22 protein-coding genes are annotated in these 23,462 nt (G+C 65.4%); 11 read left to right on the top strand and 11 right to left on the bottom strand.

Annotated elements, in window-relative coordinates; genetic code table 11:
* The first annotated feature begins 46 nt into the window (after nt 1-46).
* Nucleotides 47-1,048 carry an NADP-dependent oxidoreductase gene (locus tag ACVMB1_RS36395; RefSeq protein WP_057020132.1) on the top strand — a complete coding sequence of 334 codons (1,002 nt, stop codon included), beginning with the start codon at nt 47-49 and terminating at the stop codon, nt 1,046-1,048.
* Nucleotides 1,049-1,438: 390 nt separating this feature from the next.
* Here ACVMB1_RS36395 and ACVMB1_RS36390 read toward each other — a convergent pair whose 3' ends face one another.
* Both ACVMB1_RS36390 and ACVMB1_RS36385 read right to left on the bottom strand, forming a co-directional pair.
* Complete coding sequence (locus ACVMB1_RS36390; protein ID WP_076832735.1) at nt 1,439-4,606, bottom strand: efflux RND transporter permease subunit; 3,168 nt, start codon at nt 4,604-4,606, stop codon at nt 1,439-1,441.
* A 12-nt stretch (nt 4,607-4,618) separates the two neighbouring features.
* Nucleotides 4,619-5,776, bottom strand: a complete 1,158-nt coding sequence (locus ACVMB1_RS36385) for an efflux RND transporter periplasmic adaptor subunit (RefSeq protein WP_057020182.1) — start codon at nt 5,774-5,776, stop codon at nt 4,619-4,621.
* A gap of 249 nt (nt 5,777-6,025) precedes the next feature.
* Between ACVMB1_RS36385 and ACVMB1_RS36380 the strand changes: the two genes are divergently transcribed.
* From ACVMB1_RS36380 to ACVMB1_RS36360, 5 genes are all read left to right on the top strand, one after another.
* Entirely contained in the window at nt 6,026-6,811 is a 786-nt protein-coding gene (locus tag ACVMB1_RS36380) for a cysteine rich repeat-containing protein (RefSeq protein WP_076832738.1), read from the top strand.
* A 39-nt stretch (nt 6,812-6,850) separates the two neighbouring features.
* A complete protein-coding gene (locus ACVMB1_RS36375) occupies nt 6,851-7,072 on the top strand; it encodes a cysteine rich repeat-containing protein (RefSeq protein WP_028336261.1) in 222 nt (73 codons plus the stop codon).
* A gap of 110 nt (nt 7,073-7,182) precedes the next feature.
* Nucleotides 7,183-7,395 carry a hypothetical protein gene (locus ACVMB1_RS36370; RefSeq protein WP_076832741.1) on the top strand — a complete coding sequence of 71 codons (213 nt, stop codon included), beginning with the start codon at nt 7,183-7,185 and terminating at the stop codon, nt 7,393-7,395.
* Between the two features lie 115 nt (nt 7,396-7,510).
* Nucleotides 7,511-8,641, top strand: a complete 1,131-nt coding sequence (locus ACVMB1_RS36365) for an FAD-dependent monooxygenase (protein ID WP_076832743.1) — start codon at nt 7,511-7,513, stop codon at nt 8,639-8,641.
* Nucleotides 8,638-10,248 carry a benzoate-CoA ligase family protein gene (locus ACVMB1_RS36360; RefSeq protein ID WP_076832746.1) on the top strand — a complete coding sequence of 537 codons (1,611 nt, stop codon included), beginning with the start codon at nt 8,638-8,640 and terminating at the stop codon, nt 10,246-10,248. The genes ACVMB1_RS36365 and ACVMB1_RS36360 overlap by 4 nt, the downstream gene beginning before the upstream one ends.
* Before the next feature lie 341 nt (nt 10,249-10,589).
* Here ACVMB1_RS36360 and ACVMB1_RS36355 read toward each other — a convergent pair whose 3' ends face one another.
* Genes ACVMB1_RS36355 through maiA form a run of 3 tightly spaced genes read right to left on the bottom strand, consistent with a single transcriptional unit; the run spans nt 10,590 to nt 12,908 of the window.
* The gene (locus ACVMB1_RS36355; RefSeq protein WP_076832749.1) at nt 10,590-11,774 is read right to left on the bottom strand and encodes a 3-hydroxybenzoate 6-monooxygenase; all 1,185 of its coding nucleotides are present in this window, start codon (nt 11,772-11,774) and stop codon (nt 10,590-10,592) included.
* Complete coding sequence (locus tag ACVMB1_RS36350; RefSeq protein WP_057020139.1) at nt 11,774-12,286, bottom strand: MarR family winged helix-turn-helix transcriptional regulator; 513 nt, start codon at nt 12,284-12,286, stop codon at nt 11,774-11,776. The genes ACVMB1_RS36355 and ACVMB1_RS36350 overlap by 1 nt, the downstream gene beginning before the upstream one ends.
* Nucleotides 12,276-12,908: a maleylacetoacetate isomerase gene (maiA, locus tag ACVMB1_RS36345; protein ID WP_076832895.1), complete on the bottom strand. Its 633-nt coding sequence runs from the start codon at nt 12,906-12,908 to the stop codon at nt 12,276-12,278. The genes ACVMB1_RS36350 and maiA overlap by 11 nt, the downstream gene beginning before the upstream one ends.
* A gap of 158 nt (nt 12,909-13,066) precedes the next feature.
* On the opposite strand from maiA, the gene gtdA reads away from it, so the two are divergent.
* Complete coding sequence (gene gtdA / locus ACVMB1_RS36340) at nt 13,067-14,107, top strand: gentisate 1,2-dioxygenase (protein WP_076832754.1); 1,041 nt, start codon at nt 13,067-13,069, stop codon at nt 14,105-14,107.
* Between the two features lie 186 nt (nt 14,108-14,293).
* On the opposite strand, the gene ACVMB1_RS36335 is transcribed toward gtdA, so the two are convergent.
* From ACVMB1_RS36335 to ACVMB1_RS36320, 4 genes are all read right to left on the bottom strand, one after another.
* Complete coding sequence (locus ACVMB1_RS36335) at nt 14,294-15,121, bottom strand: ABC transporter permease (RefSeq protein WP_076832755.1); 828 nt, start codon at nt 15,119-15,121, stop codon at nt 14,294-14,296.
* A complete protein-coding gene (locus tag ACVMB1_RS36330) occupies nt 15,114-15,887 on the bottom strand; it encodes an ABC transporter ATP-binding protein (RefSeq protein ID WP_076832758.1) in 774 nt (257 codons plus the stop codon). Before ACVMB1_RS36330 ends, ACVMB1_RS36335 begins: the two co-directional genes overlap by 8 nt.
* A 158-nt stretch (nt 15,888-16,045) precedes the next feature.
* Entirely contained in the window at nt 16,046-17,050 is a 1,005-nt protein-coding gene (locus ACVMB1_RS36325; RefSeq protein WP_076832761.1) for an ABC transporter substrate-binding protein, read from the bottom strand.
* Nucleotides 17,051-17,164: 114 nt separating this feature from the next.
* Nucleotides 17,165-18,526: an FAD-dependent oxidoreductase gene (locus tag ACVMB1_RS36320; RefSeq protein WP_076832897.1), complete on the bottom strand. Its 1,362-nt coding sequence runs from the start codon at nt 18,524-18,526 to the stop codon at nt 17,165-17,167.
* 114 nt (nt 18,527-18,640) lie between these two features.
* On the opposite strand from ACVMB1_RS36320, the gene ACVMB1_RS36315 reads away from it, so the two are divergent.
* Nucleotides 18,641-19,525, top strand: a complete 885-nt coding sequence (locus tag ACVMB1_RS36315) for a LysR family transcriptional regulator (RefSeq protein ID WP_057020144.1) — start codon at nt 18,641-18,643, stop codon at nt 19,523-19,525.
* Nucleotides 19,526-19,587: 62 nt separating this feature from the next.
* Nucleotides 19,588-19,851 carry a hypothetical protein gene (locus ACVMB1_RS36310; RefSeq protein WP_063790168.1) on the top strand — a complete coding sequence of 88 codons (264 nt, stop codon included), beginning with the start codon at nt 19,588-19,590 and terminating at the stop codon, nt 19,849-19,851.
* A 2-nt stretch (nt 19,852-19,853) separates the two neighbouring features.
* Here the strand turns inward: ACVMB1_RS36310 and ACVMB1_RS36305 are convergent, their stop codons facing one another.
* Nucleotides 19,854-20,651, bottom strand: a complete 798-nt coding sequence (locus ACVMB1_RS36305) for an enoyl-CoA hydratase-related protein (RefSeq protein ID WP_076832765.1) — start codon at nt 20,649-20,651, stop codon at nt 19,854-19,856.
* A gap of 179 nt (nt 20,652-20,830) precedes the next feature.
* Here ACVMB1_RS36305 and ACVMB1_RS36300 point away from each other — a divergent pair, with 179 nt between their 5' ends.
* Together ACVMB1_RS36300 and ACVMB1_RS36295 are read left to right on the top strand one after the other, a co-directional pair.
* The gene (locus ACVMB1_RS36300) at nt 20,831-21,805 is read left to right on the top strand and encodes a ketopantoate reductase family protein (RefSeq protein ID WP_076832768.1); all 975 of its coding nucleotides are present in this window, start codon (nt 20,831-20,833) and stop codon (nt 21,803-21,805) included.
* 40 nt (nt 21,806-21,845) lie between these two features.
* Nucleotides 21,846-22,625: an SDR family oxidoreductase gene (locus tag ACVMB1_RS36295; RefSeq protein ID WP_076832771.1), complete on the top strand. Its 780-nt coding sequence runs from the start codon at nt 21,846-21,848 to the stop codon at nt 22,623-22,625.
* A 98-nt stretch (nt 22,626-22,723) separates the two neighbouring features.
* On the opposite strand, the gene ACVMB1_RS36290 is transcribed toward ACVMB1_RS36295, so the two are convergent.
* Nucleotides 22,724-23,458 carry an aspartate/glutamate racemase family protein gene (locus ACVMB1_RS36290; protein WP_076832774.1) on the bottom strand — a complete coding sequence of 245 codons (735 nt, stop codon included), beginning with the start codon at nt 23,456-23,458 and terminating at the stop codon, nt 22,724-22,726.
* Nucleotides 23,459-23,462 lie beyond the last annotated feature (4 nt).

Below are 23,462 nucleotides of genomic sequence, written 5' to 3'. Positions count from 1 at the left end.
AACGCCAAGGGAAGGCAAAGCGAAGGCAAAGGGGGAGACACCGCCAATGAACGACACCGTCAATCGCCAGATCCTGCTTGTCGAAAAGCCGACCGGCAAGCTTGGCCCCGAGCATTTTCGTCTGACCACGGGGACGATCCCCACGCCGAAGGACGGCGAGGCGCTGGTGCGGACGCGCTACATCTCGCTCGATGCCGCCAACCGCGCCTGGATGCACGGCGCCACTTACCGCGCTGCGGTGGAAGCCAACACCGTGATGGCCGGCGGCAGCATCGCCGAGGTGATCTCGTCGAAGGATTCTAGCCTGAAGCCCGGCGACATCGTGTTCGGCGACACCGGCTGGCAGGATTATGCCGCCGTGCCCGCCAAGCACCTGGCAAAGATGCCGAAGCTCGAGCCGATGACGCATCTGCTCAGCGTCTACGGCGTTGCCGGCCTGACCGCCTATTTCGGCCTGCTCCACGTCGGCAAGCCCAGGGAAGGCGAGACCGTGGTGGTGTCGGCGGCCGCGGGCTCGGTCGGCTCGATCGTCGGCCAGATCGCTGGGATCAAGGGCTGCCGCGTCGTCGGCATCGCCGGCGGCAAGGACAAGTGCCATTGGCTGACCAGCGAGCTCGGCTTCGACGCCGCGGTCGACTACAAGGACGGCGCGACCTACAAGGCGCTGCGCGCGGCGGCGCCCAAGGGCATCGACGTCTATTTCGACAATGTCGGCGGCGACATTCTGGAAGCCTGCCTGGCGCAGATGAACAATCGCGGCCGCATCGCCTGCTGCGGCGCGATCTCGCAATATGACGGCGTCCCCTCCGCGCACGGCCCGCGCGGCGTGCCCGGCCTGATCGTGGTGAAGCGGCTGATCATGCAGGGCTTCATCGTGATGGACTACATGGACCAGCGCGACGCCGCACTCGCCGACCTGCAGTCCTGGGTCGCCTCGGGCAAGCTCAAGGTGCAGGAGGACGTGATCGACGGCCTCGAGAACACGCCGCAGGCGCTGATCGGGCTCTTGGCCGGCGAAAATCGCGGCAAGCGCATGGTGAAGGTGTAGGCGGGGAACATCTCCGAACCCGTCATCCCCGCGCAAAGGCTTCGCCTTTGTCGCTGGAGGAGCGCGTAGCGCGTCTCGAAGGATGCACGGCCCGGCTGGTGGCCGTCGCCCCTTCGAGACGGCCGCTTCGCGGCCTCCTCAGGGTGACGGGGATGCAGCGCAATCTCTCCCCTCGTCGTCCCGGCGAAAGCCAGGACCCATAACCACAGGGTTGAGTCGTTAGAAAGCTGTGACCCCAGCGTCGTGCAACAATGACCTTCGGTGGCTATGGGTCCCGGCTCCCGTGCGCAATTGCGCACTAGGCCGGGACGACATCGAGTATGTTGCGTCATCGAGAGTCATCCATTCACGGCCTCTCAGGGGCACGGTGATAGGTTTGAATGCGCAGACCTAATGCGCCGTGCCCGACGCCTGTGGAGCGGCTTGCGGCGCCGTCTTGCCTTTCTTCGCCTTGCGCCAGTTCTCAAAACTCTGCACCACGACGAAGAACGCCGGCACGAACAGCACGGCGAGGCAGGTCGAGGCGATCATGCCGGAGAACACGGTGATGCCGATCGACTTGCGGGCGTTTGCGCCGGCGCCGGTCGCGATCACCAGCGGCAGCACGCCGAGGATGAAGGCGAACGACGTCATCAGGATCGGCCGGAATCTCGCGCGTGCCGCGTCGATCGCCGCATCCAGCACCGACCGTCCGTCGCGCAGATGACGTTCCAGCGCGACCTCGACGATCAGGATCGCGTTCTTGGCCGACAGCGCGATCAGCAAGATGGTGCCGATCTGGGTGTAGAGGTTGTTCTCGATATTCAGGCTCAGCAGCACCAGCGTCGGGCCGAGCAGCGACAGCGGTACGGCCAGGATCACCGAGATCGGCGCGTACCAGCTCTCATATTGCCCGGCGAGCACGAGATAGACCAGCAGCAGCGCCAGCGCGAACACGTAGTAGATCTGACTGCCGACCTCCTTCTCCTGGTACGACATCGCCGTCCACTCGAAGCCCGACCCGGGCGGCAGCGTCTTGGCCGCGATCTCCTCCATCAGCGCCATCGACTGGCCGGACGAGTAACCCTGCGCCGGCAGCCCGATGATGGAGGCGGACGGATAGAGGTTGTAGAGGCTGATCAGCGACGGTCCGATCGAGGGCGTGATCTTGGCGACCGTGCCGAGCGGGATCATGTCGCCGTTGCTGTTGCGCACCATCATGTTCTCGATGTCGCGCAGGCTCAGGCGGTACTGTGCCTCGGCCTGGGTATAGACCTGGAAGGTGCGGCCGAACTTGGTGAACTGGTTGACGTAGCTGGCGCCGAGATAGGACGACAGCGCCGCGAAGATCTGGTCGGGGGTGACGTGCAGGGTCTGCGTCTTGATGCGATCGACGTCGACGTCGAACTGCGGCACCATCGAGCGGAACGACGACTGGACCCGCTGCAGCGCGCTCTGGGTCTGTGCATTGGCCACGATCGCCCCCGTGACCGCCTGCAGCTTGCCGTAGTCGGCATTGCCGTCGCGCAGCTCGACCTGCATGGCAAAGCCGGCGGCGTTGCCGATGCCCTGGATCGGCGGCGGCGGGATCACCAGGATGCGCGCCTCCGGGATCACCGCGAGCTTGTCGTTGAGCCCGTAGACCAGCGAGCGCAGATCCTCGCCCGGCCCCCGCGCACTCCAGTCCTTCAGGATCAGATAGGCGACGCCGGCATTGGCGAGGCTCGAGGAATTGTCGAGCGCCGAGATGCCGGCGATCGAGACCACCTGGTCGACGCCCGGGGTCTTGCCGGCGATCCTGGTGACCTCGTCGAGCACGTGCTGGGTGCGGTCGAGGGCCGCGCCGTCGGGCAATTGCACCGCGGCGAGCAGATAGCCCTGGTCCTCGATCGGAATGAATCCGGTCGGCACCCGCGACAGGCCGTAGCCGGCAAGCCCGATGATGACAAGCGCAACAGCGACCGAGGTCTTGGCATGCCCGGCGATGCCGCTGACCAGCCGAGTGTAGCCGCGCTCGAGCCGATCATAGACCGCGTTGAAGCCGCGATAGAAGAAATTGCGCTGCTCGGGCGGCGCGGGGGGACGCAGCCATAGCGCGCATTGTGTCGGCTTCAGCGTCGCGGCGTTGACGGCGCTGAGCAGCGCGGTGGCGGCGATCACGAGCGCGAATTGCGCGTACATTCGCCCGGTCAGCCCGGGCAGGAACGCCGCCGGCAAAAACACCGAGATCAAGACCAGCGTGATGCCGACGATCGGCGCGAACAATTCGTCCATCGCCTTGATCGCGGCGTCGTGGCCCGACATGCCGCGCTCGATATTGTGCGCCGCGCCCTCGACCACGACGATGGCGTCGTCGACCACGATGCCGATCGCCAGCACGATCGCAAACAGCGTCGACAGGTTGATGGTGAAGCCGAGCGCCGCCATGGCCGCGAACGCGCCGATGATCGTGACCGGCACGGTGGTTGCCGGCACCAGCATCGCCCGCCAGTCCTGCAGGAAGACCAGGATCACGACCAGCACCAGCAGGCCGGCCTCGAACAGGGTCTTGTAGACCTCCTCGATCGAGGCGTTGACGAATTTGGTGGTGTCGAACGGCGTGTCGTATTTGATGTCCTGCGGGAACTGCCTGGCGAGCTCCGCCATCTTCTTCTCGACGGCCTTCTCGACCTGCAAGGCATTGGCGCCCGGCGACTGGAACACGCCGATGCCGGTCGCGGGCTTCTGGTTCAGCGAGAAGATCTGGCTGTAGGTCTGCGCGCCGAGCTCGACCCAGCCGACGTCGCGGACCCGGGTCACGTCGCCGACATTGCCTGTCTTGACGATGATGTCCTCGAACTGGCTCTTGTCGTCGAGCCGGCCGTTGACGTTCAGCGTGTACTGGAACGCCTGGCCCGCCGGCGTCGGCGGCGCGCCGACCTGGCCGGCGGTGACCTGCTGGCTCTGCTGCTGGATCGCCTGGATGACGTCCTGCGGCACCAGCCCGCGCACCTGCAGCTTGTTCGGATCGAGCCAGACCCGCATCGAATATTGCCCGGCGCCGAACACCGTGACGTTGCCGACGCCCGGAAGGCGCGACAGCTCGTCCCGGATGTTGATGGTGGCGTAGTTCGACAGGAACAGGCTGTCATAGGTCTTGTTCGGCGAGGTCAGCGTCACGAACAGCAGGATCGAGGTCGACCGCTTCTGGACCGTGACGCCCTGGTTCTGCACCGAGGTCGGCAGCTGCGACAACGCGCTGGAGACACGGTTCTGCACCAGCACCTGCGCGAAATTGAGGTCGGTGCCGATCTTGAAGGTCACCGTCAGCGTATAGGTGCCGTCGGCGCCGCTGTAGGACTGCATGTACAGCATGTCCTCGACGCCGTTGACCTGCTGCTCGATCGGCAGCGCCACGGTGTCGACCACCGTCTTGGCCGAGGCGCCGGGATAGCGCGTCGTCACCTGTACCGTCGGCGGCACCACGTCGGGATATTGCGCGACCGCGAGATTGTACAGCGCCACGCCGCCAATCAGGATCATCAGGATCGCGATGACGTTGGAAAGGACCGGGCGCTCGATGAAGAATTTCGAGATCATGGCGCGTGCGTCCTATTTGGCGGCTGTCGGCGCCGCGTCGGCCTTCTGCACCTGCGGATCGACCTTCTGCCCGGGGATCGCGCGCAGCAATCCGGCGGTCACGATGCGGTCATCCGGCTTCAGGCCACTCTCGATGACGCGCAGCCCCTCATCGAGCGGGCCGGTCGTCACCTTGCGCTGCTCGACCACATTCTCGGCATTGACGACCAGCACGTAGCGGCCGGCCTGGTCGCTGCCGATCGCGACGTCGGGCACCAGCAGCGCGTTGTCCTGCTTGTCGAACGGCACGCGAACGCGGACATAGAAGCCGGGCAGCAAGGTCCGGTCCGGATTTGCGAACACGCCGCGGACCGCGAGCGTGCCGGTCGACTGGTTGAGGGTCGGCGAGATGTAGTCAAGCTTGCCCTTGTGAGGAAAGCCGGTCTCGGTCTGCAGGCCGACCTCGACCGGCAACTGCCTGAGCTCGTTGACCGTCAGACCACGACGGCGCGCTTCATCCCGCACGCGCTGCACGTCCTGTTCGTTGACGTTGAAATTCACATAGATCGGATCGAGCTGCACGATGGTGGCAAGCTGCGTCGGCGACGTCACGCCGACCAGTTCGCCGACCGAGACCAGGTGATTGCTGACGATGCCGTCGAACGGCGCGGCCACGTTGGTGTAGCCGTAGTTGACCGCCGCGATCCTGGTGTTGACCTGGGCCTGCTGCAGGCTGGCCTGGGCGTTGTCCCGGGTGGAGGTCGAGGTATCAAGGGTCGCCTGCGAGACCGCCTGCCGCTGCACCAGATCGGTCTGCCGCTTGAAGTCGAGCTCGGCCTGCTTCAGCGTCGCCTGCGCGCCGACCTCTGCGGCCTGCGCCTGTTCCAGCTTCAGCTTGTAGGTCTCCGGCTCGATCGTGAACAGCGTGGTCCCCGCCTTCACGAAGGAGCCGTCCTGATAGTTGATCGCCTGCAGGAAGCCCTGCACGCGCGCGACCAGATCGACGGTCTGGATCGGCGCGGTGTTTCCGGTGGCGTCCAGATAACGTGTGATGGCGCGCTGCACCGGCGGCGCAACCTCGACCTTGGGCGGCGGCGGCGCAACAAAACTGTTTTGCTCGCAGGCACTTAAACTGACGAAGGCCGATACGACGAACGCGATGCGCGCAAGCGGTGCATTTCGCAGCCGCACAAAACTGCTCCGACCGAAATGTGCTGACGCGCGCGCATGCCTCATTTCCGAGCCTCGATTCAAATGACTAAATTTAAAGATCTCGTGACGGGCAAAAAATCCGCCTGCTTCATCCATAGCAACAATCCGCTTGCAGCGGAACTCGAAAGCGAAAATGATGCCGCTCGCCGAGGTTGCTACAACAAGACTTTTTCAGAACTCAGTTCAGTTGAGCCGGAGACATCCGGCGCGACCAGAGGATTAATTCAGATGATCAATGCGTTGACACGAGCAACGAAGCTGTCCGCATGTCTTGCGCTTGCAGCATCCATGAGCACCGCACCGGCCTTGTCGCAGGCGCCGACCCAGGCGCAGCGCGACGCCATCAAGTCGCAATGCCGCAACGACTACATCGCCCACTGCTCCAGCGTACCGCCGGGCGGCGAAGCCTCGCTGCAATGCCTGCAGAAGAACATGGCAAGCCTCGGCGCGGGCTGCGCCAGCGCGGTGAAGGCCGTCGAAGCGCCGGCCGCCGCACCGAAGGCAGACTCCGCGCCCGCGGCGGCCAAGACCGAAGCTGCTCCCGCGGCAGCGGCCAAGCCCGCCACCGAAGCCGCCGCACCGAAGGCGGCCGGGACGCCGTCCAACACGCAGATCTCCGCGATCCGCAGCGCATGCCGCTCCGATTATCCCAAGGTTTGCGCGGGCGTGCCGACCGGCGGCGCGGCGGCGCTGCAGTGTCTCGAAAAGAACAAGGGCAAGCTTTCGCCGGCCTGCGAGAAGGCCGTCGCCGCCGCTGGTGGCGGCGCCGCCGCGCCGGCCGCCGGCGCTGCAGCGACGACAGCACCAGCCGCGGCGCCGGCCGTGATCGCGTTGCGGCCGCTGCGACCGCGCGAAGAGCTGTTCGTGCTGCGCTCGGCCTGCGGCGCCGACGTCCGCTCGATCTGTGGCGGCGTCCAGCCGGGCGGCGGGCGGATCGTGCAGTGCCTTGCGACCAATGCCGGCTCGCTGTCGCCGGCGTGCCGCGATGTGTTGGCGCCGTTCGCAGCGCGGTAATCCTGTTGTCACGCTAGAAACCGGAGAAGGGAGCAAACAATGCTGCGTATCGTCCTGACCGCCGCGCTGCTTTGCGGCGCAACCGCTGTCTACGCGCAGGAACTGACCACCGCGCAACGCGACGCCTGCATGGGCGACTACGAGAAGTTCTGCAAAAGCGTGACGCCCGGCGGCGGCCGCATCATCGCCTGTCTCGCCAAGCAGAGCGACAAGCTGGCGCCCGCCTGCAAGAAGGTGCTGGCGGAAGCGGAAAAGAAATAGCCGCGCGGGCGGTGAGACGACATGTGCCCGGCGATTTGCCGGGCACGGAACCGCAGCACCTTGTTGCCACCTGCAGGCCAACCATGCCTCACCCGGGAGAGGGAATTTTCATGCGTTCAATATTGCTGATCGCCGCGGCCCTGCTGTCCTTTGCCGCGACCATGACCTTCGAGTCCTTCGGCGCCAATGCGGTCGTTTGCGCGCGCGGCGTCTACCGCGCCGGCTGCGCCGGTCCCAACGGTGCGGTCGTCGCCCGCAAACCCGTCGCCGCCGGCTGCCGCTGGGTATGGGTCGACGGGGTCAAGGCCCGCCGCTGCTACTGAACCCTTCGGCCCCACGCGGCTAGTCGCTGCACGCATTTTCCCTCTGGCGTTCCCGCCGGAGGGCGATTAGTCTGGAGCCAAATTGTAAGTACACTGTCAATCTGGGAGGCAGACGTTGCGGATCGCCGTGATCGGCGGAGGGCCCGGCGGGCTCTATTTCGCCTATCTGTGGAAGAAGCGTCATCCCGACGCCGAGATCGACCTGTTCGAGCAGAACGCGGCCGGCGCCACCTGGGGCTTCGGCGTGGTGTTCTCCGAACAGGCGCTGGACTTCCTGCGCGCCGACGACCCTGAGACGGTCGACGCCATCGCCCCGCTTATGGAGAGCTGGAAGAACATCACCCTCAATCTGCGCGGCAAGAGCGTCGAGATCGACGGCGTCGGGTTCTCCTCGATCGGCCGGCTGGCGCTGCTGACGATCCTGCAGGAGCGGGTCCGCAGCACGGGCGTCACGCCACGCTTCGACACCGTGGTGCAATCGGTCGACCAGCTCAGGGGTTACGACCTGATCGTTGCCGCCGACGGGCTGAACTCGATGGTTCGCCGCGGCTATGAGTCCGCCTTCGGCGCCTCGGTCTCGCATTCCACCAACAAATTCGCCTGGTACGGCACCACCAAGACCTTCGCGACGCTGTCGCAGACCTTCGTGGCGACCGAGCGCGGCAGCTTCAACGCCCATCACTATCGCTATGCGAAGGACATGAGCACCTTCCTGGTCGAATGCGACGCGGCGACCTGGGCGGCCTACGGCTTCGCCGACAAGAGCATCGAAGAGTCGCAGGCGATCTGCGAAGATATATTCGCCGCGGCGCTGGACGGCCACCGGCTGATCTCGAACAAATCGGTGTGGCGCAATTTCCCGTGGATCTGGAACGAGCGCTGGTCGCACGGCAACATGGTGCTGATCGGCGATGCGCTGCATTCGGCGCATTTCTCGATCGGCTCGGGCACGCGGCTCGCGATCGAGGATGCGATTGCGCTGACCAAGGCGCTGGAGACCGAGAGCGGCATTGGCGCCGCGCTTGCCCGCTACGAGAGCGAGCGCAAGCCAATCGTGAAGAAGCTCGTCACCGCGGCGCGGACCAGCGCCGACTGGTACGAGCACTTCCCCGCGCACATGACGCTCGACCTGATGGATTTCGCCTACAGCTACATCACCCGTTCCGGCCGGATCGACGACGCGCGGCTGCGCGCGATGTCGCCCGCCTTCATGGCCCGCTACGCAGCCGCAAAGGGACAATCATGACCGGGATCGCCGACCAGGTTCCGCTGGACAATCCCGGTGCGCGCGAGATCGGCTTTACGATCCCCGAGCGCTACAATGCGAGCTGCATCCTGTTCGACAATCTCGGCAACGGGAATGCCGAGCGCCTGGCGCTGACCGGCCCGGCCGGCACGCGGACCTATCGCGAGCTCTGCGCTGAGGCCGCACGCTGGGGCCACGCCTTCCGGTCGCTTGGACTGCAGCGCGGCGACCGCATCCTGCTGTTTCTCGACGACACCCCGGCCTATCCCGCGGCATTCTTCGGCGCGGTGCGTGCCGGCTTCGTGCCACTCTTGATCAACACGCTGACGACGCCCGAGCTGCTGCAATTCTACCTGTCCGACGCCGGCGCGCAGGTCGCCGTCACCGATGCGGAATTCTGTGCGCGCTTCAACGCGGAAGCCTGCAAGGACACGCCGCTGCGTACGCTGGTGGTGGTCAACGGCGCCGCCGGTGATCACGCGGCTGCCGAAACGCGCGAGGCCGCTGATTGGCTGCAAGCGTTTCCGACCGAGCTCGACGCGGCCGACACGCACCGCAACGAGATGGCATTCTGGATGTATTCGTCGGGCTCGACCGGCCGTCCCAAGGGCATCGTGCATCTGCAGCACGACATGGCCTATAGCGAGCGCGCCTTTGCCCGCAATGTGCTGAAGCTTTCGCCCGGCGACATCTGCTTCTCGGTGCCGAAGATCTTCTTCGCCTACGGTTTCGGCAACTCGATCACGTTTCCATTCTCCGTCGGCGCCGCGACGCTGCTGCTGCCGGGCCAGCCGAAACCGGCCGCGATCTTCGCGGCGATCGGGCAATATCGCCCGACCGTGTTCTTCGGCCTGCCGACGCTCTACATCTCCCTGACCAAGGCTGAAGGTGCCGACACCGCCGATTTCTCCTCGCTGCGGATGGCGGTCTCGGCCGCCGAAGTGCTGTCAGCCGACGTCTTCAACGGCTGGAAGCGGCTCACCGGGCTCGAGATCATCGAAGGCCTCGGCTCGACCGAAGTGCTGCACGTCTATCTCAGCAACCGCGCGGAACAAAAGAAGCTCGGCGCCGCCGGCCTGCGCGTGCCCGGCTACGAGATCATGCTGCGCGACAGCGATGACCGCGAGGTCGGCGACAATGAGGAAGGCATCCTGTGGGTGCGCGGCGATTCCGCGACCCCGCTGTACTGGAACCGGCCGGACAAGACCGCCGAGACCGTGCGCGAGGACGGCTGGATCTACACCGGCGACCGCTTCATGCGCGACAGCGACGGCTTCCACTTCTTCCGCGGCCGCGCCGACGATCTGATCAAGATCTCCGGCCAGTGGGTCTATCCGCTGGAGGTCGAGCTCTGCCTCGCCGATCACCCCGACGTCCGCGAATGCGCCGTCTACGCCGCCGAATTGCCGGACCGGCGCATGACGCTGCGCGCCGTGGTTGTCATGAACAAGGCCGGCTTCGACACAGCCGAAGCGACGCGGCGGCTGCAGGACTACGTCAAGACAAGGCTGTTGCCGTACAAATATCCGCGCGAGGTCAAATTCATCGACGAGCTGCCGAAGACCGGCACCGGCAAGATCGACCGGCAGGCGGTGATGCGGATGTAGGGCGTTGGTTGATGGACGCGGCCACCGCAAATTCAATGTCGTCCCGGCGAAAGCAGGGACCCATAACCACAAATGCTTGTGGCGCAAAGGCTGGGGCCCCAGCCTGCCATCACAACAGCCTTCGGTGGTTATGGGTCCCGGATCGCGCTTCGCTTGTCCGGGACGACGAGCATTAGCTGCCCCGCCATCCCGCCACACATTCGATGTCGTCCCGGCGAAGGCCGGGACCCATAACCACAAATATTTGCGGCGCAAAGGCTGGGGCCCCAGCCTGCCATCACAACAGCCTTCGGTGGTTATGGGTTCCGAATCGCGCTTCGCTTGTCCGGGACGACGAGTAATTAGCTGCCCAGCCCCGTCCCGCCATACAGCCAGGCGATGTCATCGCACCACTCGACCTGCGACTTCGCGCTCATGATCGCGTTGCGGATGCGGGCGTGCTCGCCTGCGGGATGGTAGACGTGTTCGCCGATCGCGCGTGACATCAGTTGCACGCGCGCGGTGCGCGGGAAGCGTTGCGCGCTGTAGACCTCCAGCGCCGCTGTCTGGTCATCGTGACTGGCCAGCATGTGCGACAGGCAGACCGCGTCCTCCATCGCCTGGCAGGCGCCCTGCGCGAAATATTGCAGCATCGGATGCGCGGCGTCGCCGAGCAGCACCACGCGGCCGTCGATCCACTGCTCGTTCGGATCGCGGTCGCACAACACCCAGAGCTTCCAGTTGGTGCCGTGGCGGATGATGTTCTGCGCCCGCTCATGGACGTGGGTAAAACCCTTCATCACCTCGGCCTCGGACACCGGCTTGCCTGCAACCGGCTCCGGCGCATTGTTGTGATAGGTGACGACGAGGTTGAACACCTTCCAGCCCGACAGCGGATAATGCACGATGTGGCATTTCGGGCCGGCCCACAGCGTCGCCGCATTCCAGCGCAAATCCTCCGGCATCTGCTCGGTCGGGATCACCGAGCGATAGGTGGTGTGGCCGGAGACGCGCGGCGGGCCGTCCGACGTCACCTGCTTGCGGATGTTCGACCACAAGCCATCGGCGCCGATCAGAAGCCGGCCGGTGATCCGCTCGCCATCGGCGAGCTTTGCCGTCACCGACGAACCATCCTGCTCGTAGCCTGCCACCTCGCTGGACACGCGCAGTTCGATCAGCTCGTGATTCTGGCACGCGCGCAGGAATACGCCATGCAGATCGCCGCGATGTACCACGGCATAGGGATTGCCAAACCGCGCGCGAAAGGCGTCGCCGAGATCGATATGGGTGATCTCGTCGGCGGTCAGCGCATCCATCAGCCGGAGCTGATCGATATAGACGGCCATGTTGCGCGCGGCCTCGCCGACACCGAGATAGTCGAAGGCGTGGAACGCGTTCGGGCCGAGTTGGATGCCGGCGCCGATCTCGCCGAGCGCGGCGGCCTTCTCCAGCAGGATCGAGCGGATGCCTTTTTGCGCGAGGCCCAGCGCCACGGCAAGGCCGCCAATGCCGCCACCCGCGATCAGGACAGGTCTCGTCTCCGCCATCAGCCCGACCTCCCGAGATGTTCGAGCGCGTCCTCGGCGCGCAGCGGCACCCGCGACGCTTCGTTGTTGAGGTCGACGAGCTGGGTCAACAGCGCCAGCAGCGTCTTGCGGTCGGCCGGCTTCAGCGGCTGCAGCATCCGCGCCTGCGCCTTGTCGACCGAGGGCATGATGTCGCTCAACACAGCCGCGCCGGCCTTGGTAAGATAGAGCAGCTTGACGCGCTTGTCCTCGGGCGCCGGCTTGCGCACGATGAACTCCTTGGCCTGCAGCCGTTCGATCACGTTGCCGAGCGTGGAACGGTCGAACGCGATCACCGCCGAGAGCCTCGTGGCGTCGATACCGGGATGGGTCGAGATCGTGACCAGCGCGGCGTATTGCACCGGCGTCAGGTCGAACGCCCTGCACTCCTCGATGAACAGCGCGACCGCGATCTGCTGCATCCGCCGGAACAGGTAGCCGGGCGCGGTATAGACCGCGTCCATGGTGACAGGCGCTGGTTTGTTATTCGGCATCGGGCTGCTTGTCCGGAGCGGCGTCGGCAAACGCCTTGATTTGCTTTGCCGCGGCCTCGGCCTTGAGCAGGCGCGGATAGGCCGAGACGTCGACACCGAAGCGCCGCGCATTGGCGAGCTGCGGCACCAGGCAGAGATCGGCCAGTGTCGGCGCATCGCCAAAGCAGAACGGGCCGGACTCCGCCGCGATCAGGGTCTCGCAGGCCGACAGTCCCTCGCGATTGGCCCAGGCCGCCCATTCCGTCACCTGCTCCTCGGGCAGGCCGAGCTGACGCAGCCGCGCCAGCACCTTCAAATTTTGCACCGGATGCGTATCGCAGGCGATCGCCTGCGCAAACGCCCGCACCTTGGCGCGCCGCAGCGGATCTTTCGGCAAGAGCGGCGGGTTGGGATTGGTCTCGTCGAGCCATTCGATGATCGCGAGCGACTGGGTGAGGATCGCGCCGGCGTCGCTCTCCAGCGTCGGTACCAGCCCCTGCGGATTGATCGCGAGATAGGCCGGCGCGCACTGCTCGCCCTTGCGCAGATGATGCGGCAGATGCTCTGAGGTGAGCCCCTTCAGGTTGAGGGCGATCCGGACCCGGTAGGACGCGCTGCTCCGGAAATAGCCATGCAGCTTCATCGGAACCTCCCTTGCATTATTCTGGTTTGGCGCGCTTTCTTTGCGCGAACCGGTATCCACTTCGCTCGAAAACGCTATGGCTTGCTTCATTGACGCTAGCCATATTGTCAGTATACTGTCAATTAAATTGCACCGACAAGAATGATGGGAGGCTTGCCATGGAAGCCGTGCAGAAGACCCCGGAGCGCGACGCATTCTACAAGAAGATCGACGGCCAGAACCTCTCGGCGCTGTGGAACGTGATGAACGATCTGATCACGCCGGAGCCGAAAAGCGCCTGCCGTCCGCACTTGTGGAAGTTCGACCAGATCCGCGACTACATGAACGAGGCCGGCAAGCTGATCACGGCCAAGGAAGCCGAGCGCCGCGTGCTGGTGCTGGAAAATCCCGGCCTGCGCGGCCAGTCCAAGATCACGACCTCGCTGTTCGCCGGCGTGCAGATGGTGGTGCCGGGCGACATCGCCCCCGCCCATCGCCATGCCCAATCGGCGCTGCGCTTCGTGCTCGAGGGCAAGGGCGCGTTCACCGCCGTCGACGGCGAGCGCACCGCGATGTCGCCGGGCGACTTCGTCATCACGCCGTCGATGACCTGGCACGATCATTCCAACGAAACCAATGAGCCGATGTTCTGGCTCGACGGGCTCGACATCCCGATGGTGCAGTTCTTCGACTGCTCGTTTGCCGAAGGCGCCAAGGAAGATCAGCAGTCGATCTCCAAGCCGGCCGGCGCCAGCTTCGCGCGCTACGGCCACAATCTGCTGCCGATCGACCAGAAGCGAACCTCGAAGACCTCGCCGATCTTCAACTATCCCTATGAATACACCCGCGAGGCGCTGGAGAAGGCCAAGGTCAGCGACGAGTGGGACGCCTGCCACGGGCTGAAGCTGAAATTCTCCAACCCCGAGACCGGCGATTTCGCGATGCCGACCATCGGCACCTTCATCCAGCTGCTGCCAAAGGGTTTCAAGACCGCGCGCTATCGCGCAACCGATGCGACCGTGTTCGCCGCGATCGAGGGCAAAGGCCGCACAAGGGTCGGTGACCAGACCTTCGAGTGGGGACCGCGCGATTTGTTCGTGGTACCGAGCTGGCACTGGGTCACCCACGAGGCCGATGCCGACTCCGTGCTGTTCTCGTTCTCCGACCGCCCGGTGCAGCAGAAGCTCGACCTGTTCCGCGAGGACAGGGGGAACGCGTAACGATCGTCTGCGCAAGGCACGCAGCGCCCACCTCACGTCGTCCCGGCGAAAGCCGGGACCCATAACCACCAATCTTGATTGGTTGAACGCGTTGGAGCCCCAGCCTTTTTCTAACAACCACGCCCTGTGGTTATGGGTCCCGGCCTTCGCCGGGACGACACTTTGTGTGTGGCGGCAGCGCCCCCCTTACCGCCAGTGCAGCAACCGCGTCTCCAGCAAATTGATCAGCTTCCCCACCGCAAGCCCGAACAGCGACAGGATCACGACGCCGGCGAGCAGCTGATCGGTCTGCATCAGATTGCCGGCCTGCAGGACGAAAGCGCCGATGCCGTATTGCGCGCCGATCATCTCGGCGCTGACGACGAGCAGCAGTGCCACCGACGCGGTGATGCGGAAGCCGGCGAGGATCGAGGGCAGCGCGCCCGGCCAGATCACGCGGCGGACAATGGCGTGGAACGGCACGTTGAAGCTTTGCGCCATCCGGATCAGATTGCGCGGCACCGCATCGACGCCGCTATAGACCGAGATCGCGGTCGAGAAGAACACGCCAAGCGCAATGGTCGCGATCTTCGGCTCCTCGCCGATCCCAAGCCATAGAATGAGCAACGGCAGCAGCGCGATCTTCGGAATCGGAAACAGCGCCGAGATGAAGGTGATGCCGACGCCGCGCGCCATCGTCGACAGCCCGATCGCGAAGCCGACCACGACGCCGGCGGCCGTGCCGATGATCCAGCCGGTACCGATCCGCATGATCGACCACGACAAGTGCTGCCACAGCGCACCCGACATCGCGAGCTTATAGATCGCGAACGCGATCGCCGACGGCGCCGGCAGGAACAGCGGATTGACCCAGCCTGCGCTGCCGGCGAGTTGCCAGACCGCGATCACGAGCGCGAGCGCGATCCAGCCGGCATGGCGGCTGCCGCCAGACGTGAAGCCGGCGCCGCGAAACGCGACCGGGCGCGTCGCCTCCGCCGACTGGTCTTTCGCTTCCTGCGGCGCGCGGTCAAGCATGCTGGACCTCGCGCTCGGCATCGATCGCCTCCTTCCGGATCAACGACCACAGCTCACCCTGTAGCGCGGCCATCGGCCCGCGCGCATCCGTCGTGCCGCGCTCGGCGCGCGTCATCGGGATGGTCACGATTTCCCGGATCCGGCCAGGGCGGCGCGACAGCACCACGACGCGGTCGGCGAGCCGCACCGCTTCCTCGAGATTATGCGTGACATAGACCGCGCCCATCGCGCCGTCGGCGAGCAGGCGCACGAAATCCTCCATCAGGAGCTCGCGGGTCTGCGAATCCAGCGCCGACAGCGGCTCGTCCATCAGCAGGATCGCGGGGCGAACCGCGAGTGCCCGCGCAATGCCGACGCGCTGGCGCATGCCGCCGGACAGTTGCTTCGGATAGGCGCTGCGGAAATCCGACAGCCCGGTGCGGCGCAGCGCATCGTCGATCACGGCGCTGCGCTCGCCGGCGCTCAAACCCGTATGCAACAACGGAAACGCGACGTTGTCCTCGACCGTGCTCCACGGCAGCAGCGCAAAATCCTGGAACACGAAGGTCAGCGGATTGAGGCTATCAGCCGGCGCCGCGCCGCGCAGCTCGGCGGCACCTTTGCTCGGCCGCAGCAGGCCGCCGAGGATCGACAGCAGCGTGCTCTTGCCGCAGCCGGACGGACCGACGATCGCAACAATCTCGCCCGCGCGGACCGTGAAGGAGACATCGTCGAGAACGTCGAGCGCGCCGAAGCGATGGCTGATATGGTCGGCGATCAGGTCCATCTACCGGCTCACTCTTTGACCCGTCATCCTGAGGAGCGCGCACTTGCGCGCGTCTCGAAGGATGGACGGCCGGTCACTATCGGGGCCGTCGATCCTTCGAGACGCCGCTTCGCGGCTCCTCAGGATGACGGGGATAGAGTGGTGTCTGCGGTCTAACATCAATCCGCCTTCACGTAATCCTTGGCGATGATCGCATTGGCATCGAAACCCTTGTCCACGAAACCCTGCCCCTGCAGCCATTTGATCTGGTTGTCGAGGTTCTTCACGTCGAGCTTGCCGTCGGGATCGATATAAGCGCAATTGCCGACCACCTGCGCGACCGGCAGGTTGGTGTATTTGGCGATGATCTCGAGCAGCGGCCTGGTCTTGTCGTTGATCGGCGCCACGCCGTCCTTGATCGCAGTCAGGATCACGTCGTGATATTCGTGGTCGGCACGGGTGAGCGCGGTGAGCAGCCTGGTCACCAGCGGTGCGTTGGTCAGCGCCTTCGGCGACGCGAAGATCGCCCCCAGCTGCCACGGCGTCTCGTCGCCGACCCAGCCGAGCAATTTCGCGCCGTTGGAATCCATCAGCGTCCGCGCGGTCGAGACCGGCAGCAGCGCGGCGTCGACGGTTTCGCCCTTCAGCGCCGCGGCCGCGTTCGACAGCGACTGCAGCGGCACTACCTTCACGTCGGACAGCTTGAAGCCGTATTTGTCGGCGAGCAGGCCGAGCGAATAATGGAAGCTGGAGCCGACCTGGGTCACCGCGACGCGCTTGCCCGCCAGATCCTTCGGCGTCTTGAGGCCGGCGGCATAGGCGTTGTTGCTGGCGAAATAGCCAATCAGGGGATAGCCGGCCTTCTCGCGGCTCATGCCGCCGATCACCTTCAGCGTGCCCTTGCCGGCGAGATTGTAGAGCCCCGCGGTGACGGCGGTGACGCCGAAATCGACATCGCCCGACGCGGTCGCGACCGCGATCGGCTGCGCCGCGTCGAAGAACTTGAGCTCGACGTCGAGTCCGGCGTCGCGGAGATAGCCCTTGTCCTGCGCGATGAACACCGGCGCCGAGGACGACAGCCGCAAGACGCCGATCTTCGCCTTCAGGAGATCGTCGGCCCGCGCGATGCCGCTCGCGGCCCACACCAGCATGCCCGCGACTGCGAGCCGCGCCCAACCCTTCATTCCGTCCTCCGCCTGGAGCCGCTTCCGTCCCGATTAAATCGGAACGGGGCTCCAGATTCCTGTTTTGACGCGTTTTCTTCACGCGAACCGGTATCCACTTCGCTTGAAAACGCTCTAGATTCCTTCGGGCACGGCCTGATCGCGGCCGATGAACGCGCCCTGTGTGCCGAGCTGTTGTTGCAACTTTTCGACGGAAATGTCGCGCGGAATCGTATTGCCCGACAGCGCGAGCGCGGCTGCGGTTCCCGCCGCCTCGCCCATCACAAAGCAGGCACCGGAGACGCGCGCCGCCGATTGCCCCTCATGGGTCATCGAGGCGCAGCGGCCGGCGACCAGGAGATTGTCGACGCCCTCCGGTACCAGCATGCGGTACGGCAACTCGTTATAGCCGCGGCTCTCCGGGATCGGCGGAAACTCGAAGATCACATCACCCGGCACATGGGATTCCTTCGGCCAACCATTGACGCCGATCGAATCCTCGAACGAGGCGCAGCCCAGCACGTCCTCGCCTGACAGCATGTAGCCGCCGATCACGCGCCGCGTCTCGCGGATGCCGAGCTGCGGCGGCAGATCGACGATGTAGGAATTCTCGAAGCCGGGCACCGTGCGCAGGAACCTGAACGCTTCGACCGCCTGGCGGCGGCCCTCGATCTCGCCGCGCGTCATGTCGTCAGGATCGATACCGGAAATGGCGCCGCCGTCGCTTCGCGTCACCTGGGTGAAATTCACCCGCCATTCGATCTGCGATTTCTGCGGCCGCACGATCGCCGACTTGCGCGGGAATGTGTGGGTGCCGGCGGCCTCGGCCTCAGCCATCAGCGCCGGGATGGTGCGCCAGGCATCGCCGGCCTTCGCTGGATCGATGCCGTTGAGGCGGAACATCATCGAGGGGTAGAGCATGCCGCCGGCATTATCGCCGACTTCATGGGGCGCACCGGCCCACACCGCGAGATCGCCGTCACCGGAGCAATCGATGAAGATGCTGGCGCGCACGGCCTGACGGCCGGCCTTGGTTTCCACCATCAGCGCACGGATATGCGAACCATCCATGACGACGCCGGCGCCGAGCGCGTGGAACAGAATGTCGACCTTGTGATGTGCGAGCAGATCGTCGGCCGCGATCTTGTAGGCCGCGGTGTCGTAGGCCTGCGCAAGGATCTTGCCGAGGATCAGATGTGGCGCGTTCAGCCCGCCGAGCCGGTCAATCCGCGCCAGGAGGTCGGAGGCGATGCCCTGCACCACGCGGTGCATCTCGCCGAAGATGTTGGCGTGCAGTCCGCAGAAGTTGGTCACGCCGGCCGCGGTGCCCATGCCGCCGAGAAATCCGTAACGCTCGATCAGGAGCGTCCGCCGTCCGGCACATGCCGCGCCGACCGCTGCCGCGATGCCGGCCGGTCCGCCGCCAAGCACCACCACGTCATATTCGCCATAGACCGGGACCTGCCGCGCAGGTTCTTCGATCGTGCTCGCTCGCATCATTTCCGCCCTGAACAAAGTTGATTGGGCCAACTATGAATTGATGCAGATTGCAGTACAATCCACCAAATTATGTAATCAGCTTTCGCGAATCGAGAAAGACGAGCAAGGCAGGTGGATACGCTGGTCAATCTCGAAGCCTTCCTTGCCACCGCCGATGCCGGCGGCTTTTCCGCCGCGGCGCGCAAGCTCAACGTCGCGACATCCGTCGTCGCCAAACGCGTCACCCAACTCGAGGAGCGGATCGGCACCGCGCTGTTCCACCGCTCGACCCGCCAGTTGCGGCTGACCGAGTCCGGGCAGCAATATGTGCACCGCGCCCGTGGCGTGGTTGCCGATGTCGGCGATCTCTTGTCGCGGATGGGCGAGAAGCAGCGCGACCTCTCCGATCATCTGCGCGTCAAGGCGCCGACTTCGCTGACGGTGGCGCGGCTCGCCGATGCCTTCACGATCTTCCAGAAACAGAACGGAAGCGTGAAGCTCGAGATCGTGATGATCGATCGTCCGGTCGATCCGGTAACCGAAGGTTTCGACCTCGCGATCGGCGCCTTCCCGCATTCCTTCGGCGGCGTGGTCGACGAGCCCTTGTGCCGGCTGCCGCGCCTCGTGTGCGCCTCACCGGCCTATCTGAAGAAGCACGGCATACCGAAGCATCCGCGCGACCTGGTCGATCATCGCTGCCTCAGCTTCCTGCCGACCGGACCGGAATGGCCGTTCGAGGGACCGCGCGGCCGCATCAATATCCAGGTCCGCCCGATTCTCTCTTCGAACGAAGGCCGCGTGCTGACGCAAAGCGCGATCGCCGGCAACGGCATTGCGCTGCTCTCGCATTATCTGGTCGCGGACGCGCTGCGCGACGGCGCGTTGCAGCCGGTACTCACCGACTTTCCTATTCCGGAATTGTGGGTCAAGGCCGCCGTTCCCGAGCGCCGCATCGATGCCGCCGCGGTGCAGGCGCTGCTGAAGACATTGAAGAAATCGCTGTCGCAGCCGCTGTGATGCGACGCCGGCGTTGCCGTTGGCATGCCGACCTGAGACAAGGACGCGAAAGGATCGCCCGCTTGAAACTCCTGATCTCAATGTCGTTTGGTCTCATCATCGTCGCTGGGCCCGCGGCCGCGATCGAGACCTGCCGCTTCATTGAGGCCAAGGCGGAGCGCGAGGCCTGCTACCATCGGCAAGAGCAGGAACTTGCGGCGAAGCGCAAGCCCGAGCCGCCGGTGACGCGGTCGAGCGAATCGAAGACGTTAGATCAGCTGCAGCAGATGCGCCGCGACGACGAAGAGGTCTATCGCAGCATGCGCGGCATCTGCCGCGGCTGCTGAGCTTACGCGCCGCCGCCCCACCGGCCCGCGCGCTTCTCGGCGAAGGATGCAAGCCCCTCGGCAGCTTCCGCGGTCTGCCGCTTGGCTGAATGCAGCTGGACGAGGCGCTTGTAGGCCGCATCGTCCACCGCCATGCCGCCGAACGAGCTTTCCATCGCGAGCTTCTTGGTCTCGGCCATCGCATCCGGGGCATTGCCGAGCAGCTGCTCGACGACCTTGGCGCCGGCGCTGTCGAGACCGGCCAGTGGCACCACCTCATGGACGAGGCCGATGCGGCGGGCATCCTCGGCGCCGAACCGTTCGCCGGTCAGCGCATAGCGGCGCACCTGGCGGACGCCGATCGCGTCGCAGAGCTGCGGAATGATGATCGCCGCGGTCAGGCCCCAGCGCACCTCGGTGATCGAGAACAGCGCATTGTCGGCCGCGATCACGATATCGCAGGCCGAGATCACGCCGGTGCCGCCGCCGAAGCAGCCGCCCTGCACCAGCGCGACGGTCGGGACCGGCAGCGTGTTGAGACGCTGCACCGCCTCGAAGGTGGCGCGCGACGCCGCCTCGTTCTCCTCGAACGATTTCGGCCGCACGCCGTTGATCCATTTCAGGTCGGCGCCGGCCTGGAAATGCTTGCCGTTGCCCTTCAGTACGACGACGCGCACCGGCCTGGTCGAGAGATCGTCGATCGCGGCCAGCACGCCTGCAATCAGCGCGCCGTCATAGGCATTGTTGACCTCGGGACGATTCAGCGTGACGGTCGCGACACCCCGCGCATCGAGGCTCCACAGGACTGGGCTGGCCGACATGACGTTGCTCCCTCGTTCGGCATTGCTGTTATCTTGTACTGGCCTTGCACTATGGCGAGAGCGGATGCCTTGATCCATCACTTTCGAGCGCGCGCGACCGCGCCACGCGCATGACGGGTTGCGCGATGCCCCGCGCTTGTGGAAACTGACCGGGCACGTTGCGGAGAATTGTTCCACTCATGCGTATTTGCATTTTCGGCGCGGGCGCCGTCGGCAGCCACTTCGCGATCCGGCTCGCACGTGCCGGCCATGATGTGGCCTGCGTGATGCGCGGGCCACATCTCGACGCGGTCAGGACCAACGGACTGACGCTGAAGGTCGGCGACACCAGCATCACCGCGAAGGTGAAGGCCTCAGCCGATCCTGCCGATTTGGGACCGCAAGACATCGTCATCAGCACACTGAAGGCGACCGGCATCGGCGCGCTCGCAGCCGGGCTCCCGCCGCTGCTTCAGCGCGACACATCAATCGTGTTCGCGCAGAACGGCATTCCCTGGTGGTACGATCTCGGCCTCCCGCCACAGCATCCCGCGATCCCCGATCTCGGCTTCCTCGATCCCGGCGGGCATTTGCGCAGCGCCGTCCCGAAGCAGCGGATCATTGGCGGCGTGATCTTTTCCTCCAACGAGGTGGTCGCGCCGGGTGTCGTCGCGAACCTGTCGCCGGACCGCAACCGCCTCTTGATCGGTGAATGCGACGATCGCCAGAGCGAGCGCATCGCCCGCCTGCGCGCGGCGCTCAACGACGCCGCGATCGAATCGCCCGAGGTCAAGCAGATCCGCGAGACGATCTGGTCGAAGCTGTTGACCAACATGTCGATGTCGGTGCTCTGCCTGTTGACCGGGCTGACTGCGCGCGGCGTCCGCGACGATCCTGACATGCAGGACGTGATCCCGCGCCTGCTCGACGAGGCCAATGCGGTGGCGACACACTATATTCCCGAGGTCAAGCGTGTCACCCGCTCAGGGCCGGCGCCGGACCACAAGCCGTCGATCCTGCAGGACTACGAACTCGGGCGCGCCATGGAGATCGATGTGCTGGTGCGCGCACCGGCGGCATTCGCCCGCGCGGCCGCCATTTCGACCCCGATGCTCGACCTGATGGCCGCGCTCGCGATCCAGAAGGCGCGTGACAAGGGCCTGTATCAGGGCTGACAATCCGACCCACCACGATAACAAGCAGGGACATCGAACCATGCAAGTCAAGGACAAGGTCTGCGTCGTCACCGGCGGCGCGAGCGGGATCGGCGAGTCGGTGGCGCGGGCCTATGCGGACGCCGGTGCACGCGGCGTCGTGGTCGCCGATCTCAAGACCTCGCGCGACAGGCTCGCGAGCGTCGCCGGCGATATCGACGGCCTCGCCGTCACCGCCGATGTCGGGCTCGAGGAGGACATCAAGGCGCTGATCGCCGCGGCCGAGGACAAATATGGTCCGGTCGACGTGTTCTTCTCCAATGCCGGGCTCTCGCGCAAGGGACAAGAGACCGCGTCCGATGCCGACTGGGACGTGAGTTGGCGCGTGCATGTGATGAGCCACGTGTACGCGGCGCGCGCGCTGGTGCCCGGCATGCTCGCGCGCGGCTCCGGCTATCTCATCAACACCGCATCCGCCGCGGGGCTATTAGCCTCGCTGAACTCGATGCCTTACGGCGTGACCAAGAATGCCGCGGTCGCGCTCGCCGAGCATCTCGCCATCCAGTATGGCGATCGCGGCATCCGCGTCTCCGTGCTCTGTCCGCAATCGGTGCAGACGGGCATGACGACGCCGGGTCCGAGTGCCGCGCGCGTCGACGGCGTGCTGCAGCCGGGCGAGGTTGCGCGCATGGTGATCGAGGCGATGGCGAAAGAACGTTTCCTGATTCTGTCGCATCCGCAGGTGCACGAATACATGCAGCGCAAGGCCACCAATCGCGAGCGCTGGCTGTCCGGCATGCGCCGCCTGCGCGACCGGATCTATCGCGGGGTGGCGTCATAAAAACTTCATCCGTCATTGCGAGGAGCGACAGCGACGAAGCAATCCATTCTCGGCATGCGACGCCATGGATTGCTTCGCTTCGCTCGCAATGACGAAGCTTAGTCTTCTGGAGCCGGCGCGAATCCTTCGAGCAAACCCGTGTATCTCTTCGCCCCAGGTGAGGCATAGGCACCGCGGCGCGACGTCGTCAGCTTGAGGCCGGCAAGCGCTTCCGCCTGCTTCACCGCGGCGGCCACGCCGTCGACCACGGGCACGCCGAATTTCACCGACAGCTCATGGGCAAGATCAGCCATGCCGGCGCAGCCGAGCACGATGGCGTCCGCGCCCTTGTCCAGCGCGCGGGCGATCTCGGCCTCCAGCTTCGGCCTCGCGCCCGAGCCCGGCTTCTCGAGATCGAGCACCGCGACATCGCAGGCAGTAACCACCGCGCGGTCGGCAAAGCCGTAGCGGCGGACCAGTTCCTCCAGCGGGACGATCGAGCGCGGCAGCGTGGTGACGATGCCGATGCGCTTGGCGATCTGCCCGGCGGTGACCAGCGCCGCCTCGCAGATGCCGACCACCGGATAGCGGGCCGCCGACCGCGCGGCATCGAGCCCGGTATCGTCGAAGCAGGCGATGATGCCGGCGTCGGCATCGGGCGTCTTCAGCAACGCCTCAATCAGCCCGGGAACGGCGAAGGCCTCGTCATAGAAGCCTTCGATCGAGGCCGGTCCCATCGCAGACGTGACGGCGACGATCTCGGTGCCCGGTGAGGCCACCGCCCGCGCGGCGGTCGCGATGGTTGCGGTCATCGACGCGGTGGTGTTGGGATTGACGATCAGGATCTTTGTCATGGGT

The organism is Bradyrhizobium sp. USDA 4504, from assembly GCF_054063995.1.
This window is presented reverse-complemented; position numbering and strand designations above follow the sequence as displayed.

Coding starts and splice junctions, on each gene's coding strand:
- maiA (WP_076832895.1), bottom strand. CDS start 12,908: ATGAAGCTGCATGGCTATTTCCGGAGCAGCGCGTCCTACCGGGTCCGG.
- ACVMB1_RS36305 (WP_076832765.1), bottom strand. CDS start 20,651: ATGTCGGCCAGCCCAGTCCTGTGGAGCCTCGATGCGCGGGGTGTCGCG.
- gtdA (WP_076832754.1), top strand. CDS start 13,067: ATGGAAGCCGTGCAGAAGACCCCGGAGCGCGACGCATTCTACAAGAAG.
- ACVMB1_RS36335 (WP_076832755.1), bottom strand. CDS start 15,121: ATGCTTGACCGCGCGCCGCAGGAAGCGAAAGACCAGTCGGCGGAGGCG.
- ACVMB1_RS36380 (WP_076832738.1), top strand. CDS start 6,026: ATGATCAATGCGTTGACACGAGCAACGAAGCTGTCCGCATGTCTTGCG.
- ACVMB1_RS36355 (WP_076832749.1), bottom strand. CDS start 11,774: ATGGCGGAGACGAGACCTGTCCTGATCGCGGGTGGCGGCATTGGCGGC.
- ACVMB1_RS36350 (WP_057020139.1), bottom strand. CDS start 12,286: ATGCCGAATAACAAACCAGCGCCTGTCACCATGGACGCGGTCTATACC.
- ACVMB1_RS36325 (WP_076832761.1), bottom strand. CDS start 17,050: ATGAAGGGTTGGGCGCGGCTCGCAGTCGCGGGCATGCTGGTGTGGGCC.
- ACVMB1_RS36295 (WP_076832771.1), top strand. CDS start 21,846: ATGCAAGTCAAGGACAAGGTCTGCGTCGTCACCGGCGGCGCGAGCGGG.
- ACVMB1_RS36330 (WP_076832758.1), bottom strand. CDS start 15,887: ATGGACCTGATCGCCGACCATATCAGCCATCGCTTCGGCGCGCTCGAC.
- ACVMB1_RS36375 (WP_028336261.1), top strand. CDS start 6,851: ATGCTGCGTATCGTCCTGACCGCCGCGCTGCTTTGCGGCGCAACCGCT.
- ACVMB1_RS36370 (WP_076832741.1), top strand. CDS start 7,183: ATGCGTTCAATATTGCTGATCGCCGCGGCCCTGCTGTCCTTTGCCGCG.
- ACVMB1_RS36300 (WP_076832768.1), top strand. CDS start 20,831: ATGCGTATTTGCATTTTCGGCGCGGGCGCCGTCGGCAGCCACTTCGCG.
- ACVMB1_RS36290 (WP_076832774.1), bottom strand. CDS start 23,458: ATGACAAAGATCCTGATCGTCAATCCCAACACCACCGCGTCGATGACC.
- ACVMB1_RS36320 (WP_076832897.1), bottom strand. CDS start 18,526: ATGCGAGCGAGCACGATCGAAGAACCTGCGCGGCAGGTCCCGGTCTAT.
- ACVMB1_RS36390 (WP_076832735.1), bottom strand. CDS start 4,606: ATGATCTCGAAATTCTTCATCGAGCGCCCGGTCCTTTCCAACGTCATC.
- ACVMB1_RS36360 (WP_076832746.1), top strand. CDS start 8,638: ATGACCGGGATCGCCGACCAGGTTCCGCTGGACAATCCCGGTGCGCGC.
- ACVMB1_RS36395 (WP_057020132.1), top strand. CDS start 47: ATGAACGACACCGTCAATCGCCAGATCCTGCTTGTCGAAAAGCCGACC.